This is a genomic window from Bradyrhizobium amphicarpaeae (assembly GCF_002266435.3).
Classification (GTDB): domain Bacteria; phylum Pseudomonadota; class Alphaproteobacteria; order Rhizobiales; family Xanthobacteraceae; genus Bradyrhizobium; species Bradyrhizobium amphicarpaeae.
This window is the reverse complement of record NZ_CP029426.2, coordinates 2,018,153-2,034,483: the sequence shown is the minus strand read 5'-3', so window position 1 is coordinate 2,034,483 and position 16,331 is coordinate 2,018,153. Positions and strand designations below refer to the sequence as shown.

At 64.8% G+C, this 16,331-nt stretch carries 13 protein-coding genes and 1 tRNA gene; 10 read left to right on the top strand and 4 right to left on the bottom strand.

Going from position 1 to position 16,331, the window contains the following annotated elements; genetic code table 11:
- Positions 1 to 1,254: 1,254 nt before the first annotated feature.
- On the bottom strand, positions 1,255 to 1,482 hold the full coding sequence (locus CIT40_RS32920) for a DUF6538 domain-containing protein (RefSeq protein WP_414645418.1): 228 nt from the start codon (positions 1,480 to 1,482) through the stop codon (positions 1,255 to 1,257).
- Positions 1,483 to 1,582: 100 nt separating this feature from the next.
- Positions 1,583 to 1,657, bottom strand: a tRNA-Gln gene (locus CIT40_RS09665).
- Between the two features lie 242 nt (positions 1,658 to 1,899).
- Here CIT40_RS09665 and CIT40_RS09660 point away from each other — a divergent pair.
- Positions 1,900 to 3,678 carry an acyl-CoA dehydrogenase family protein gene (locus CIT40_RS09660; RefSeq protein WP_094892223.1) on the top strand — a complete coding sequence of 593 codons (1,779 nt, stop codon included), beginning with the start codon at positions 1,900 to 1,902 and terminating at the stop codon, positions 3,676 to 3,678.
- A 90-nt stretch (positions 3,679 to 3,768) separates the two neighbouring features.
- On the opposite strand, the gene CIT40_RS09655 is transcribed toward CIT40_RS09660, so the two are convergent.
- The gene (locus CIT40_RS09655; RefSeq protein ID WP_094892222.1) at positions 3,769 to 5,007 is read right to left on the bottom strand and encodes an MFS transporter; all 1,239 of its coding nucleotides are present in this window, start codon (positions 5,005 to 5,007) and stop codon (positions 3,769 to 3,771) included.
- A 229-nt stretch (positions 5,008 to 5,236) separates the two neighbouring features.
- On the opposite strand from CIT40_RS09655, the gene CIT40_RS09650 reads away from it, so the two are divergent.
- The 9 genes from CIT40_RS09650 (at position 5,237) to CIT40_RS09610 (ending at position 15,686) form a co-directional block, all read left to right on the top strand.
- Positions 5,237 to 5,995, top strand: coding sequence for an enoyl-CoA hydratase-related protein (locus CIT40_RS09650; RefSeq protein WP_094892221.1), 759 nt, complete (start codon positions 5,237 to 5,239; stop codon positions 5,993 to 5,995).
- 179 nt (positions 5,996 to 6,174) lie between these two features.
- Positions 6,175 to 7,830, top strand: a complete 1,656-nt coding sequence (locus tag CIT40_RS09645; RefSeq protein ID WP_094892220.1) for a bifunctional metallophosphatase/5'-nucleotidase — start codon at positions 6,175 to 6,177, stop codon at positions 7,828 to 7,830.
- 133 nt (positions 7,831 to 7,963) lie between these two features.
- The gene (locus CIT40_RS09640) at positions 7,964 to 8,893 is read left to right on the top strand and encodes a histone deacetylase family protein (protein ID WP_094892394.1); all 930 of its coding nucleotides are present in this window, start codon (positions 7,964 to 7,966) and stop codon (positions 8,891 to 8,893) included.
- 73 nt (positions 8,894 to 8,966) lie between these two features.
- Positions 8,967 to 9,218, top strand: a complete 252-nt coding sequence (locus CIT40_RS09635; protein WP_008132970.1) for an exodeoxyribonuclease VII small subunit — start codon at positions 8,967 to 8,969, stop codon at positions 9,216 to 9,218.
- 612 nt (positions 9,219 to 9,830) lie between these two features.
- On the top strand, positions 9,831 to 11,759 hold the full coding sequence (gene dxs, locus CIT40_RS09630) for a 1-deoxy-D-xylulose-5-phosphate synthase (protein ID WP_094892393.1): 1,929 nt from the start codon (positions 9,831 to 9,833) through the stop codon (positions 11,757 to 11,759).
- Between the two features lie 182 nt (positions 11,760 to 11,941).
- On the top strand, positions 11,942 to 12,496 hold the full coding sequence (locus CIT40_RS09625) for a nucleoside 2-deoxyribosyltransferase (RefSeq protein WP_094892219.1): 555 nt from the start codon (positions 11,942 to 11,944) through the stop codon (positions 12,494 to 12,496).
- A 27-nt stretch (positions 12,497 to 12,523) separates the two neighbouring features.
- Positions 12,524 to 13,258, top strand: coding sequence for a TlyA family RNA methyltransferase (locus CIT40_RS09620; RefSeq protein WP_094892218.1), 735 nt, complete (start codon positions 12,524 to 12,526; stop codon positions 13,256 to 13,258).
- Entirely contained in the window at positions 13,251 to 14,498 is a 1,248-nt protein-coding gene (locus CIT40_RS09615; protein WP_094892217.1) for a class I SAM-dependent RNA methyltransferase, read from the top strand. Before CIT40_RS09620 ends, CIT40_RS09615 begins: the two co-directional genes overlap by 8 nt.
- Positions 14,499 to 14,609: 111 nt before the next feature.
- Entirely contained in the window at positions 14,610 to 15,686 is a 1,077-nt protein-coding gene (locus CIT40_RS09610) for an Acg family FMN-binding oxidoreductase (protein ID WP_334265244.1), read from the top strand.
- On the opposite strand, the gene CIT40_RS09605 is transcribed toward CIT40_RS09610, so the two are convergent.
- The gene (locus CIT40_RS09605; RefSeq protein ID WP_094892215.1) at positions 15,683 to 16,282 is read right to left on the bottom strand and encodes a hypothetical protein; all 600 of its coding nucleotides are present in this window, start codon (positions 16,280 to 16,282) and stop codon (positions 15,683 to 15,685) included. The two genes, CIT40_RS09610 and CIT40_RS09605, sit on opposite strands and share 4 nt — an antisense overlap.
- Positions 16,283 to 16,331: the final 49 nt, after the last annotated feature.

Below are 16,331 nucleotides of genomic sequence, written 5' to 3'. Positions count from 1 at the left end.
CAGCTCGTTCTTGCGCTGCTTGTTGGGCTTCTGGGGCGCCGATGCTCCGGCCAGTACGCATCGTACTCGCGAGATCAGATTTTGATGCGCTTTGCCGGGCGCAAATTTCGACCGATGAGGTTTCTCAAAAAACATGGTGCCCCAACCGAGAGCCAAAAAAAATGGCGCGTGGTTGTGCTTGGGCGTGCAGTTGAGGGAGTGTTCGGAAAGAAAACACCGCCACGCACGGGCTAGAAAAATCGGCGGCCCGCTTCGCGAGAACCTCAACCCTATTGCCGGCGATTTCTCGCCGGCAATCTCACCCTTGCCGATCACCACACTTGTGCAAGTTAATGAAAGCTTAACTTAAGAAATAAACAGCAACAATCAGGAACATCGCGACAGGCGAAATTGGAACCGGAGCGGATACATCGCAGAGAAAATCCGAGCGTGCTCGCGCGTTGATTGTGTGATGTTGAAATTTTTTCTGCGGGCAAGCGCTGTTCAGCACGAATGGTTGAACCTTATTCAACCCAAGGAAGACTTAGGCGGGCAATCGCCTGTCGACATCTCAACCCTTCGATTGAGAACAAGATGCCAGCCGACGTCTCTCAACCTTTCGGTTGAGAGACGACGGCTGGCATCTGCGCGGTAAAAAATGAACACAGCGCCGGCGATCGTTTCCGGGGCAGATGGGCTTGCGCCTGGCCTCGCAGCGAGCGGAGACAAAGCGATGGCCAGCTAATCGCGCCGTGGTCTTGCAGTCTCGCGGCGATTTACGCCCGAGCTTTGCTTGGTCTCTTCCTCTCGAATTTCGGCTGGAGAATATTGGCGAGAGGCCTTGACCGGCGCGGCGGTGTTTTGTCCCGACGGGCCACGCACATAAGCGAGTTGCAGTGGGGACGAGGCTATCGTGTGAAGACGCGGGGCTTCCTCGGAGAACGCCTTTGGGATCATCGGAAAGCCGTCGCGCCTGCGCTCGCGCCCCGACGATTGCAAGACCTTGAGCCCGGGCCCAAGGCGCGTCGCGCGGGGCCAGCTCATGACCGTCCATGGAAGGCGTGTTGATGTCGGTGATCTAGAGCGGAGCGGATGCGTTCGACCGGCTCGCGTACGCGTTAAGCTGGAATTGCTAGCGGGAGAGGGACTCGAACCACCGACCCAGGATTATGATTCCCGTGCTCTAACCAGCTGTACTTTGCGTTAGGTGTTTAGCACGCGACGGGTGCGAAAACGGCGCGATGCGGACGGACGGTAGCTCCATGTCCTTGGTCGTCAAGAAGCGTAAAGGTCCATAAGGCTAACTTGTCGTCCGACCGTGCCTAGTCGACGTCGAAGCCAGCGTTCTTGGCGGCAAATGCCACCAGATCGACGAGCGGCCGCACGGTTCGTCGTTTTCAGGCTCATGAAAAGATGCTGCCGGCCGACGACCTTGGCAAGCGCACGAGGGGTCCGACGGCGCCAGGAATAGACCGCCTGACGGCGAAAGATGTGGAAAGCCATTTCGAGCGACACCCTGTGAAGCAGTGATGTGTCGCAGCGCTGTGCAGCAGCGCCCCAGCCAGGCCGGTTTCGTGAGGAATTTCAGGGGAAGCGGAGCTTGTGGCTGGGGCGGGAGGGATCGAACCTCCGAATGGCGGAATCAAAATCCGCTGCCTTACCGCTTGGCTACGCCCCAACTGGCGACCGGGATTGGCGGAAGAACCGGCTACCGCGGATTCCGTCAGGTCGCAGTCGGTCTATAGGGAGCGGCGCGGCATTTCAACCGCCTGGAGAGCCAAAATACCACGTGCCCCGGGGCCGGCGCTCACCACGTTCCATTATAGACCCGGCCGTGGTCCGTTCCCGCCCCCTCCCGCCCATTGAGACCTCCTTCGTTTCATGGGAATACGACGCCAAGACTGTCCACGGGAGTGAGCCATGACCTACCGCGCGCCGATCTCTGACATGCTGCTGTCGCTCAATCACGGCGCCGGCCTCAAGGCTGCCGTGGAGGCCGGTCACTACGGCGATTTCGACGCCGACATCGCCGCGGCCGTGCTGGAGGAAGCCGGCAAGTTCGCAACCGACGTGCTGGCCCCGCTCAACAAAGTCGGCGACGAGCACGGCATCAAGCTCGAGGGCGGCAAGGTGACGACCGCGCCGGGATGGCCCGACGCCTACAAGCGCTGGACCGAGGGCGGCTGGAACGCGGTGTCCGGTCCCGAGGATTTCGGCGGCCAAGGCCTGCCGATCGCGATCAACGCCGCCTGCACCGAGATCTGGAGCGCCGCCAACGTCGCCTTCGGCCTCTGCCCGTTGCTGACGGCCTCGGCGATCGAGGCTCTGGACGCGCATGGCAGCGACGAGCTGAAAAAGATCTATCTCGAAAAGCTCGTCTCCGGCGAATGGACCGGCACAATGCAGCTCACCGAGCCGCAGGCCGGCTCCGACGTCGGCGCGCTGCGTACCCGTGCCGAGAAGCAAGCCGACGGCACCTATCGCATCAAGGGGACGAAGATCTTCATCACCTATGGCGAGCACGACATGACCGACAACATCGTGCATTTCGTGCTGGCGCGCCTGCCCGACGCGCCCGCCGGCACCAAGGGGATCTCGCTGTTCCTCGTGCCGAAGTTCATGATCAATGCAGACGGCTCGCTCGGACAGCGCAACGACATCTTCGCCTCCGGCGTCGAGCACAAGCTCGGCATGCATGCCTCCCCCACCTGCACCATGACCATGGGCGATCATGGCGGCGCCATCGGCTTCCTGATCGGCGAAGAGAACCAGGGCATGCGCTGCATGTTCACGATGATGAACCAGGCAAGGCTCGGCGTCGGCCTGGAAGGCGTCGGTGTTGCCGATCGTGCCTTTCAGCAGGCGTTGTCCTTTGCGCAGGAGCGCAAGCAGGGCCGCGCCGTCGGCAAGAAGGGCGACGGCTCGGATGCGATCTTCGTACACCCCGACGTCAAGCGCATGTTGATGCGGATGCGGGCGCAGACCGCAGCCGCGCGCACCATCTGCTATGCGACCGCGGTCGCGCTCGATGTCTCCACCCGCGCCAGGGATCCCAAGGTGCGCGCGGATGCCGCCGCACGCGCGGCGCTGCTGACGCCGATGGCCAAGGGTTATTCCACCGACATCGGCAACGAGGTCGCCTATCTCGGGGTGCAGGTGCATGGCGGCATGGGCTTCATCGAGGAGACCGGTGCGGCCCAGCATTATCGCGATGCCCGCATCACCGCGATCTACGAAGGTACCAACGGCATCCAGGCGATCGACCTCGTCACGCGCAAGCTCGCGGCCAATGGCGGCGCGTCGGTGTGGGCGCTGCTCGACGAGCTCGCCGCGACGGTCAAGAACGTCGAAGCGTCGAACGATCCGGCTTTCGGCACCACGGGCGTCAAGCTGCGCGAAGCGCTGGAGGCCTTGACGCGGACCAGCAAGTGGCTGCTGGAGCGCGTGACGTCCGCGCCGAACGAGGCGCTTGCCGGCGCGACGCCATACCTGCAGCAGTTCGGCTCCACGCTCGGCGGCTGCCTGCTCGCCTCCGAGGCGCTCGCCGCCAAGGCCGACGGCAATACGGACGCCGCGCGCTACGTCTCGCTGGCACGCTTCTTCGCCGAGAACATCAGTGTGCAGGCCGGCGCGCTCGAGCGCACCGTCACCGAGAGCGCGGAGTCCGTCGCGACGGCGGATGCGGTGTTGCTGGGGTGAGAAGGGCTGTAGCCCTGAGGGAGCGCAGCGCAATCCGGGGCCGGCGTCGCTCATGGCACGAATCCCGGATTACGCTTCGCTCCATCCGGGCTACGAGGCCAGGACCTTCGCGGTCCTCCCCGGCCGCCACAGCACGATTCCCGCGGCCACGAGATCGAGCACGACGCACATCGCAAGAGCCGTGGTGTAACTACCGGTGGCACTCCGCACGAGGCCGACGATGCCGGGACCGAAGGCGCTGACGATGCCGCTGATCGACGTGCCCAATCCCATCGCGGCGGCGAAGGCGCCGGCGCCGATCTCGCGCTGGATGATCAGGGGCGGGAACGTGATCATGTTGCCGATCGAGAATCCGTAGACGGCGCAGCACAGCAGCAGCATCGTCGGGCTCGTGCTCTGCAGCAGAACGAACAGCGCCACGGCCTGGCTCGTCATCGAGGCCGCGCAGGCGAGCCTGGGATCGAGCCGGTCGACGAACAGACCGAGCGACAGGCGGCCGACCACCGCCATCCCCGCCATGATGGTGACCGCGAACCCTGCGGCGGAGCGCCCGATCAGCGGTTCGAGAAAGCTCACCTGGTGGATGATGAACCCCATCTGGGCTAGAACCGCGATCGCGATCGGCAGCACCATGGTCCAGAACGCCGCATTGGCGAGCAGCGTCTTGCGGGAATGGCTTGGCACGGTCGAACTGCCGCCGGACGTGCGTCCGCCCGATACCGGCGAGGTCGCGGCAGGCCAGCCAATGAAGACCACGACCACCGGCAACACCAGCACCACCATCGCCATGGTGGCCGCCAGCATGGCGGAGCGGAAGCCGATACTGGCGGTCAGCGACAGCAGCAGCGGAACGAGGACGATGCCGCCGCAGGTCGCGCCGTTGAACGCAAGGCTGAGCGCAAGCCCGCGGCGCCGCTCGAACCAGGAATTCAGCACGGTCGCGATCACCACGGTGCCCATGCCGGTCCAGCCGACCGACATCAGCGAATAGGCGAGATACAGCTGCCAGGGCGTCTGCATCAGCGCCAGCAGCACCGTCGAGGCGCCGAGCGCCGCCAGGCCGCACAGAATCAGCGACCGCAAGCCTATGCGCGCGAGCAGATCGTCGGTGAAGACGACGAGGACGGAGGTCAGGAGAAACGAGAACGTGCTGGCCGCGGAAACCAGCGTGCCCGGCCAGCCATGGGCGCGCTGCAGCTCGGCGAGGTAGACGCCCTGTCCGTACAGGCCGAAGCCGAACATGAAGAAGGCCATCAGGAAGCAGGCCAGCACGACGCGCCAGCCGCGGTAGTGCAGCGAGGATTCGTCGACGCGGCTTGCAGCAATCATCGATCGGGCAATCGGGCCAATGGAACCGCGCGGGATCGTGCACCACAACCAGCGGTATTTCAAATGAAACATTGTAGCCGATTGTTGCGGCGGCGGCGCCTGCGTCGACCTCAACGGAATTCGACACCGAAAAGGTTGAGACAGCGCATTGGCACGCCTGCGGGATGATGTAGGCTGATGCTTGCAAGTCTCGCGAGCGGAAGCGTCGCCGCGGGCGCAGGGGGTTTTCATGCCGAACGGCAACATCGTCGTCACCGAGGAGCGCGGAACGCGCGTGATCACGCTGCGCCGCCCGGGCAAGAAGAACGCCATCACCCAGGACATGTATCGGGAAATGAGCCGCGCGATCGATACCGCGCAGAATAACCCCGATATCCGCTGCATGGTCGTCACCGGCGGCTCCGGCGTGTTCACTGCCGGCGACGACATCGACGATTTCATGCACGCCGACACCGCGCGCCCCGAGACGCTGTCGGAAGGCGCCAAGTTTCTCTATTCGCTCGCCCTCAACGTCAAGCCGATCATCGCCGCCGTCGACGGCGCCTCGATCGGCATGGGCACCGTGATGCTGTTTCACTGCGACTACGTGCTGGCCTCGAACGCTGCGACCTTCTCCGCGCCCTACATTCATCTCGGGCTGGTTCCGGTCGGCGGCGCCAGCCTCTTGATGCCGAACACGATGGGATATCAGCGTGCCTTCGCGATGCTGGTGATGGGGCGGACTTTCTCCGCCGCGGAGGCGCACGCGGCAGGCTTCGTCAACACCGTGGTGTCGCCGGGACATACCGAGGTCGAGGCGCGCAAGGTGGCGCGCGAGATCTGCCGGCTGTCGGCCGAGGCGGTCGCAACCTCCCGCAAATTGCTGCGCGCACCGGCCGAAGAACTGACCCGCCGCATCGATCAGGAAGGCCATCTGTTCGGCGATCGGCTGAAGTCGAACGAAGCGGTGGCCGCATTCAACGCGTTCGCGAGCCGGAAGAAGCGGTAGGGGTAAGCCCGCGCCAAGTCAAAAGCCGTCATTCCGGGGCGCGCGCTGCGCGAACCCGGAATCCATCGGGCCGCGGAGTTGGTGGATGAATGGATTCCGGGCTCGACGCTGCGCGTCGCCCCGGAATGACGGCGAGAACCTTCGTGAAATCTTCGTGCTGAACGACTAATCTTGGTTTCATGCGATACCGATCCATCCTCGCCGCCCTCGCCCTCATCGCCGCCCTTCCCGCCTCGGCCCAAACCGCCGCGCCGGTCGAGCTGCGCATCCTTGCCATCAACGATTTTCACGGCAATCTGCGCCCGTCGCCGGGCGGCATCCGCATCGCCGATCCCGAGGACGGAGCCAGGAAGGTGATGGTTGCGGCCGGCGGCGCCGAATACATGGCGACGCTGGTGAAGCAACTGCGCGAGGGGCACAAGAACACGATCTTCGTCGCCGCCGGCGATCTGATCGGGGCGAGCCCGTTCCTGTCGGCGATGTTTCACGACGAGCCATCGGTGGAAGCGCTTTCGCTGATGGGGCTTGCGATCAGCTCGGTCGGCAATCACGAATTCGACGAGGGCAAGACCGAGCTGCTCAGGATGCAGAACGGCGGCTGCCATCCGGTCGACGGCTGCCAGGGGCCGCATCCGTTCACCGGCGCCAAATTCAGTTATCTGGCCGCGTCCACCATCGATACCGCGACGGGCAACAGCGTGCTGCCGCCCTATGAAATCAGGGAATTCGATGGCATCCCCGTCGCCTTCATCGGGCTGACCTTGAAGGAGACCGCAGGCATCGTCTCGCCATCGGGCATCGCAGGCCTCGAATTCCGCGACGAAGCCGCGACGGTGAATGCGATAGTGCCGCAACTGAAGGCGCGCGGCGTCGAGGCGATCGTGGTGCTGATCCACCAGGGCGGCGAGCCCGCCGGCGACTACAATGAATGCCCTGCCATTACGGGGCCGATCGTCGACATCGTCAAGAAGTTCGACCGCGCGGTCGACGTCGTCGTCAGCGGCCACACCCACCGCGCCTATGTCTGCGACATCGACGGGCGGCTCGTCACCAGTGGCGACAAATACGGCACGCTGGTCACCGCGATCGATCTCAAGCTCGATCCTGTCACCCGCGACATCGTCAGCACCAAAGCCGAGAACGTCATCGTCGCCAACGCATCGCTGGCGAAGGACGCCGAGCAGAGCGCGCTGATCGAGGCCTATGACAGGCTGTCGGCGCCGATCGCCAACCGGCCGGCCGGATCGGTGACGCAGACGCTGTCGCGCGTGCCGAACGAGGCCGGCGAAAGCACGCTCGGCGACGTCATCGCGGACGCGCAGCTTGCCGCGACCAGGGCGGCCCAGGATGGCAGCGCTGTCATCGCCCTCACCAATCCCGGCGGCATCCGCACCGACATCGTCCCGAAGGAGAACGGAGCGATTTCCTTCGGCGACGTTTTCGCCAGCCAGCCGTTCCGCAACCGCCTCGTGACGATGACGCTGACGGGCAGCCAGCTCAAGGACATGCTCGAGCAGCAATGGCTGGACCCGAAGCGGCCGCGGATCCTCCAGGTGTCGAACGGGTTCAGCTATGCCTGGGATGCGTCGAAGCCATTCGGCGAGCGCGTGATGGCCGACAAGATGACGCTCAACGGCAGGCCGATCGAGCAGGCCAGCGGGTATCGTGTCACCCTCAACGATTACCTTGCGGTCGGCGGCGATGGTTTTACCGTCGCCAAACAAGGCACGGCGCTGCAATATGGCGGCTACGACGCGGACGCGCTGTTCGCGTTCTTCCGGGCGCACGGCCCGGTCGGCCCGCTCCCGCTGAGCCGCATCCTGCGCGTGAATTGATCTGGATCAAACGGGCCGGAACGGGACAACCCTTTGCCATTCCCGTTCAAGCGCATAGATTGGGTTTTGCATTGCGTTTTGGCGCCGGATGCGCCAAGCGACGTCGAAAGCCCGCATCCATGAGGCCGACCTGATGAGCACGCTTCTCCTGTCCCACAAGGCCTGCCTCGACCATGTCACGCCGCCGGGACACCCTGAAAGGCCTGATCGCCTGCGTGCGGTGGAGGAAGCGCTGTCGCATGAGCGCTTCCAGTTTCTGGTGCGCGACCAGGCGCCCGAGGGCGATCTCGATCTCGTCACGCTTTGCCACAACGAGCACTACGTCACCGAGCTGCGCCACATCGCACCGGGCAGCGGCCTCGTCTATATCGACGGCGACACCTCGATGTCGCCGGGCACATGGGAAGCGGTGATGCGCGGCGTCGGCGGCGCGGTGGCGGCGACCGAAGCGGTGATGGCGGGCGAGCATCGCAATGCCTTCGTCGCGGTGCGCCCGCCCGGCCATCACGCCGAGATCGGCAAGTCGATGGGCTTCTGCTTCTTCGACAATGTCGCGATCGCCGCGCGCCACGCGCAGCGCAAATACGGCATCAAGCGCGCGGCCATCGTCGATTTCGACGTGCATCACGGCAACGGCACGCAGGACATCTTCTGGTCGGACCCGACCGTGATGTACTGCTCGACGCACCAGATGCCGCTGTTTCCGGGCACCGGTGCGACCGGCGAGCGCGGCGACCACGACACCATCGTCAACGCGCCGCTCGCCTCCGAGGATGGCGGGCCGGAATTCCGCTCTGCGTTCGAAAACCTGATCCTGCCGCAGCTCGAAAAATTCAGCCCGGAGCTACTTGTCATCTCCGCCGGCTTCGATGCGCATTACCGCGATCCGCTGGCCTCGCTGAATTTGCGCGCGGAGGATTATGCCTGGGTGACGCGCAAGCTGATGGATCTCGCCGACAAGACCGCAGGGGGCCGCGTTGTTTCGGTGCTCGAGGGCGGCTATGACCTGCAAGGGCTGAAAGAATCTGTTACGGCGCATGTCGGCGCCCTGATGGGCGCCTGAAGCACCCGCCACATTACGCCCGCAAAACTTTGTTTTCTCCTGCGGAAAGCGAATCGGGCAATCGGAAACGGATATGGCCGAAAACACTCAAGTCGACGTCTCCAGGCTCACCTTCGAGCGCGCGATCGAGGAACTCGAAACGATCGTGAAGCGACTCGAGGACGGCAAGGTGCCGCTCGAGGAATCCGTGACGATCTACGAGCGTGGCGAAGCGCTGAAGCGCCGCTGCGAGGAATTGCTGCGCCAGGCCGAGGCACGCGTCGACAAGATCACCACCGATGCCAGCGGCCAGGCCACCGGCACCGCGCCGCTGGACGTACAGTAAGGAAAACCGAGACTGTCCCGGTCAGTCTCCTGATGGCAGGCCTCGCGAACCTCATCACGAGCGCGTGGCCGCACCCACATTGATTTCGCGATCGCACGGCGCTATCCGCTGAGGAGCGCGGTTCCATGCAGCCGGATCGGTGTCATCCGTTCCGGAAATCGGTCCCTCAGGACCAAAAAGGATCGCATTCAGGCGCAAATCCTGCCAGGAAACCGGGCAAGACTGGAACCCCTGGCCCCGGCCCAAGGTTAACCACTCTGGCCCGCCGGTTGCATCTGCATACCCCTAATCGGTCCTGCGGGTTGGCTTTGGCCCAAGCTTTGGTGTAAAGCTGCGCGGAGTGTGGCTTTTTGCAAGCCTTGCGTGGGCAGAGAATTCCGACGACAAGCGCTTCAAACTGCTGATGAAATTGGCTGGGACGGACGAAGCCGATCTAAGTGACAGGGATCACAGAGACTGAACCGGAGCGCACTTAAGCTTACCTAAGCTTGAAGACGGGGCCTTGCCCCATGCAGGTGGCTCCGACGGTTTGAGGACTCGCGCTGCGCCGATATTGTGCAAACCCATCGCGCACCGGAATGACCTTCCGGCGCTGACAAATTGGAAATCGCCGTGAACGCATACAGTAAAACGCCGCTTCTCGACACCATCCGGACGCCGGACGACCTGCGCAAGCTCAAGATCGAGCAGGTTCGCCAGGTCGCCGACGAGCTGCGGCAGGAGACCATCGATGCCGTCTCGGTGACCGGCGGTCATTTCGGCGCGGGCCTCGGTGTGGTCGAGCTCACCACCGCGATCCATTACGTCTTCGACACGCCGCGCGACCGGCTGATCTGGGACGTCGGCCATCAGGCCTATCCGCACAAGATCCTCACCGGCCGGCGCGACCGCATCCGCACGCTGCGCACCGGCGGCGGCCTGTCGGGCTTCACCAAGCGCAGCGAGAGCGACTACGATCCGTTCGGCGCGGCGCATTCCTCGACCTCGATCTCCGCCGGCCTCGGCATGGCGGTGGCACGTGACCTCGCCGGCGGCAACAACAACGTCATCGCAGTCATCGGTGACGGCGCGATGTCGGCGGGCATGGCCTATGAAGCCATGAACAACGCGGGTGCAATGAATTCGCGCCTGATCGTCATCCTCAACGACAACGACATGTCGATCGCGCCGCCGGTCGGCGCCATGAGCGCCTATCTGTCGCGCCTTTACTCCGGCAAGACCTATCGCACGCTGCGCGAGGCCGCCAAGCAGATCAACCAGCGTCTGCCCAAGATCATCGCCAACCGTGCCAACCGCGTCGAGGAATATTCCCGCGGCTTCATGATGGACGGCGGCACGCTGTTCGAAGAGCTCGGTTTCTACTATGTCGGCCCGATCGACGGCCACAATCTCGACCATCTGCTGCCCGTCCTGAAGAACGTGCGCGACATGGAGACCGGCCCGATCCTGGTCCACGTCGTGACGCAGAAGGGCAAGGGCTACGGTCCGGCGGAAGCCTCCGCCGACAAGTACCACGCCGTCGTCAAGTTCGACGTCGCGACCGGCACGCAAGCCAAGTCCAAGCCGAACGCCCCGGCCTACCAGAACGTATTCGGCCAGAGCCTCGTCAAGGAAGCGCAGAAAGACGACAAGATCGTCGCCATCACCGCGGCGATGCCGTCGGGCACCGGTGTCGACATCTTCAACAAGGCCTTCCCCGACCGCACCTTCGACGTCGGCATCGCCGAGCAGCACGCGGTGACCTTCGCCGCGGGTCTTGCGACCGAAGGCTACAAGCCGTTCTGCGCGATCTACTCGACCTTCCTGCAGCGCGGTTACGACCAGATCGTGCATGACGTCGCGATCCAGAACCTGCCCGTCCGCTTCGCCATCGACCGTGCCGGCCTCGTCGGCGCCGACGGCGCTACCCATGCCGGCTCGTTCGACAACGCCTATCTCGGCTGCCTGCCGAACATGGTGATCATGGCAGCTAGCGATGAAGCCGAGCTCGTGCACATGGTGGCGACCCAGGTCGCCATCAACGACCGTCCGAGTTCGCTGCGCTATCCGCGCGGCGAAGGCCGCGGCGTCGAGATGCCGGAAGTCGGCATTCCGCTCGAGATCGGCAAGGGTCGCGTGGTCCGCCAGGGCAGCAAGATCGCCCTGCTGTCCTTTGGCACGCGCCTCGCCGAATGCGAGAAGGCGGCCGACGAGCTCGCAGCCCACGGCCTGTCGACCACCATCGCCGATGCACGCTTCATGAAACCGCTGGATACCGAGCTGGTGCTCAAGCTTGCCCGCGACCACGACGTGCTGATCACGATCGAGGAAGGCTCGGTCGGCGGCTTCGGCTCGCATGTCGCGCAGTACCTGACGGATCAGGGCGCGCTCGACACCGGCATGGTCAAGTTCCGCTCGATGGTGCTGCCCGACGTGTTCCAGGACCACGACACCCCGGCCGCGATGTACGGCCGCGCCGGTCTCGATGCCAAGGGCATCGTCGCCAAGGTGTTCGAAGCGCTCGGCAAGGACGTCAAGGCCGAGACGGTCAAGCTGGCTTGATCGTGAGTCACCTCTCCCGCTTGCGGCAGAGGTCGCGCTGAAAGCGCGGTGAGTGTTCTCTCCTCTTGGGGGTTCTCGCCCGCGGAGACACCCTCTCCCCACCCCTCCCCCGCAAGCGGGGGAGGGAGCAGACCACGCGCTATGGTTTGCATCTCTGCCTCAATGTTCCGGTACCGACTTCCATGAAGATCTATCTGGCAGGCCCCGACGTGTTCCTGCCGGATGCGATCGAGATCGGCCGGCGGAAGGTCGCGATCTGCGAGCGCCACGGGCTTACTGGCCTCTATCCCCTCGACAACGCCATCGACCTCGCCGCGCCCGATGCCTCCAGGCAGATCTTTTGCGGCAACGAGGCGATGATGGATGCGGCCGACGCCATCATTGCCAACCTCACCCCGTTTCGCGGCGCCGGCGCCGATCCCGGCACCGTTTACGAACTCGGCTACATGGCCGGGCGCCGCAGATTTTGCATGGCCTATTGCAACGACGGCGCCACCTATGCCGACCGTGTCGGTCGTTTCACGGACGTCAGATCCGAGGACGGACGGCTGGTCGACGCACAGGGGCTGACGGTGGAGGATTTCGGCCTGGTCGACAACCTCATGATGATCCACGCCCTGGAGCTGCACGGCTGTCCGCTGGTGACGCCGGTCGCGATGCCGATCGACGTCTGGCGCGATCTGGCCGCGTTCGAGACTTGCGTCCGGATGGCAGCCGCGCGATTGATCGCTACTTAAGCGCTCGAACCTTCTTTCGGAGATCCGATGTCCCCTGCCCGCAAGCGTGCGGATGTTCTGCTGGTCGAGCGTGGCCTGTTCGAGAGCCGGGCGCGGGCGCGCGCGGCGATCGAGGCGGGTCTCGTGACCGCCGACGACAAGCAGGTCGCAAAGCCGTCGGAGACGATCGCTGAGGACGCGGTGATCCAGGCCGAACCCGCGCACCCCTACGTCTCGCGCGGCGGCGTCAAGCTCGCCGGCGCGCTGGAGCGCTACCCCATCGAGATCGAGGACCATGTCTGCCTCGACGTCGGCGCTTCCACCGGCGGCTTCACCGAGGTGTTGCTGGCGAACGGCGCGAGCCTGGTGTTCGCCGTCGATGTCGGCACCAGCCAGCTGCATCCCTCGCTGCGCGACCATCCCAAGATCGTGTCGATGGAGGAAACCGACATCCGCGGCTATGAGGGCAAGCGGCTGCCGGCGCGGCCCGATGTCGTCGTCATCGACGTCAGCTTCATCTCGCTGAGATCAGTGTTGCCGGTGGCGCTGTCTCTGGCGGCAGCGCCGATGAGCCTGCTGGCGCTGATCAAGCCGCAATTCGAGGCCGACAGGAAGCACAACAAGAAGGGCATCGTCCGCGACGCCGCCGTGCACCGGGAGATCTGCGACGACATCGCCGCCTTTGCCGCTTCGCTCGGCTGCACCGACATCGAAGTGTTCCCTTCCTCGATTGCGGGCGGCGACGGCAACATCGAATTCTTCCTGGGCGCGCGCCGTGGTTGAACGCCTGACCATCGACCATGTCGGCCATCGCGGCGACGGCATCTCGCTGACCACGGGCGATGCGGTCTACGTGCCCTACACGCTTGGCGGCGAGACCGTCGAGGTCGATCACGTCGTGGGCAACCATCCCGACCGCCGCAAGCTGCTCGCGGTCGACGTCGCAAGCCCCGAGCGTATCGACGCATTCTGCCCGCATTTCGGCGTCTGCGGCGGCTGCGCCATCCAGCATTGGGCGGCCGAGCCATATCACGCCTGGAAGCGCGGCATCGTGGTGGAAACGTTGGCGCAGGCCGGCATCGATTGCGAGGTCGCGCCGCTGGTCGATGCCCACGGCGCCGGGCGCAGGCGCATCACGCTGCACGGCCGCTTCGGCACGCATGACGTCCTCAAGGTCGGTTTCGCAGCGGCGAGCTCGCACGACGTCATTCCAATCGATCGTTGCCCGATCCTCGATCCGGCGCTGAATGGCGCGCTCGATGCCGCCTGGGCGCTGGCGGAGCCGCTGACATCCAGGATGCCGGTGACCAAGCCGCTCGACATCCAGGTCACCGCCACCGCCAACGGCCTCGATGTCGACGTTCGCGGCTCCGGCCCGCTGCCGACGCCGCTCGTCACCGCGCTCTCGCGCGTCGCCGAGCAGCATCGTCTGGCACGGCTGACGCGGCATGGCGAGCTGGTGCTGCAACGCCTGGCGCCCACGGTGACGATGGGTCGCGCCGAGGTGACGCTGCCGCCGGGCTCGTTCCTGCAGGCAACCGTCGTGGGCGAGGAGACGTTGGCAGCGCTCGTCGCGGAACGCATCGGCAAGGCCAAGGAGGTTCTCGATCTCTTCTGCGGCGTCGGGCCGTTCGCTCTGCGACTCGCGGAGAAGGCGCGCATCACGGCTTTCGACAACGACGCCGGCGCCATCGCCGCGCTGGCGAAAGCCGCGCGCACGCCGGGCCTGAAGCCGATCAAGGCCGAGCCGCGCGATCTGTTCCGCCGCCCGCTGGTGCCGCCGGAGCTGCGTGATTTCGAGGCCGTGGTGTTCGACCCGCCGCGCCAGGGCGCGCAGGCGCAGGCGTTGAAGCTCGCCGCGAGCAAGGTACCATTAGTGGTCGCCGTGTCCTGCAACGTCGCGACCTTTGCCCGCGACGCGCGGCTGCTGATCGACGGCGGCTACCGGCTGGACGCCGTGGTGCCCGTCGATCAGTTCCGGCACACGCCGCATGTGGAGTTGGTGGCGCGATTTACGCGATAGACCTGAAACTCACGGCCGAGCGAGGATCCTCCACCCTTGACGTCCGTCAATTGCGCGGCCCTTCACTGGCGCTAGAAGAGCCGTGCGCAATTCAACGTGGAGCGGACGTTCGTGGTTGACCGACGCCAATTCATCGCGGCAGCGCTCGGACTTTCCACGGCGGCCGTCGATAGCCCAGCTGCAGCTGCGGCGATGACCTTTGACGAGGCGGTGAAGTCATCGCGAGTTCCGCTGCAGGCCGCACCTCGGGATCGCGAGCTCGTGCGCTTTGCCACCCTCGCCGCCAACAGCCACAACACCCAGCCGTGGATCTTCTCCGCTCGCGGCAACGAGATCGCGATTGCACCGGACTTCGCGCTCCGCTGTCCGGCCGTCGATCCGGACGATCACCACCTCTTCGTCAGTCTCGGCTGTGCCGCCGAAAACCTCATCCTCGCCGCATCCACGCTGGGCTGGCGCGCCGATCCGGTCATTGACGGCGACCGGATCGTGATCGCGCTCGAGCAGGCCCCACCGGCCGCAACGGCGTTGGCGGCTGCAATTCCGGTCAGGCAATGCACCCGCGCGACGTTCGACGGCAGGCAAGCCGCGCCCGAGATCTTGCGCCAGCTCGAGAACGCCTGTCGCGAACCTGATGTCACGGCCATCCTGTTGACCGAGCGCGCCGCGATCGCCGGCGTCACCGACTATGTGCTCGAAGGCAACTCGGCGCAAATGCGCGACAAGGCCTTCATGCGCGAACTCGTGAGCTGGATTCGCTTCGACGAGACAGAGGCGCTCACGACCATGGACGGGTTGTTCGCGCCCGCCTCGGGAAACCCGTCCCTGCCCTCATGGCTGGCGCGGCCAATGCTCAAGCTCTTCTTCACCGAGAGCGGAGAAAACAAGAAATACCGCGAACAGCTTGCCAGCTCCGCGGGCGTCGTCGTGCTCGCGGCCGAGCGCAGCGACACGTCGCACTGGATCGCGGTCGGCCGCGCCTGCCAGCGCTTCGGCTTGCAGGCAACCGCGCTGGGACTGAAATATTCCTTCGTCAACCAGCCGGTCGAGGTGGCGGCACTGAGGCCGCAATTTGCAACCTCGCTCGGGCTTGGCGAGCGGCGTCCAGATATCGTGATGCGCTTCGGCTACGGCCCGGACCTGCCGAAATCGCTGCGGCGTCCGCCGGAACTGGTGATGCGATCCTAACGCCGAAGGCCGCTCAGGGCTGGCGACTCGCCGGGCAGCATGTTCGATCTGATATCGCTATCCATACGACCGGAATCCTGCTGGATGAAACCGGCGCCGAACGACAGGCTGAGGTTGGACGTCGGCTTGAATTCGACACCGGCAAATGCGCTGGTGCCGGGTGCCGCGCCCGAGGTCAGCGGGGCAACCGAGCTGCCGATGCCATTGCCATATTTCAACGTGTCGACACCGGCAAAGAACGTGACGGGCAAGCCGCCCATCGTCTTGGTGGCATAACCGAACTGCGTGCTGTCATATGAGAGCGCACTGAAATTGCCGGCCGGCCCGGTCTGACCGAGCCCGCTCCAATTGAGATTGCCGCGCTGGCTGCCGACGAAGAGGCCGGTCGAGTTGCTGCGCCAATCCGCACCGACGGCATTGAAGCCGGCGAAATTGCCGTCAGTATCGGAACTCTGACCCGCACCACCGCCGAGGCCGAAAGGGCCGCCGGGAATCCAATATCGCAGCGGAGCGACCTGCGCTCGAACCGGTGCGGCGGTCAGGCAAAGCAGCGCGAGCGGAATTGCAAGGCGACGTGACGAGGCGAGGCTGAACATGAAAATCTACCGTCAGAACGCGTGGATTATACCCCTCGGCCATCACCAA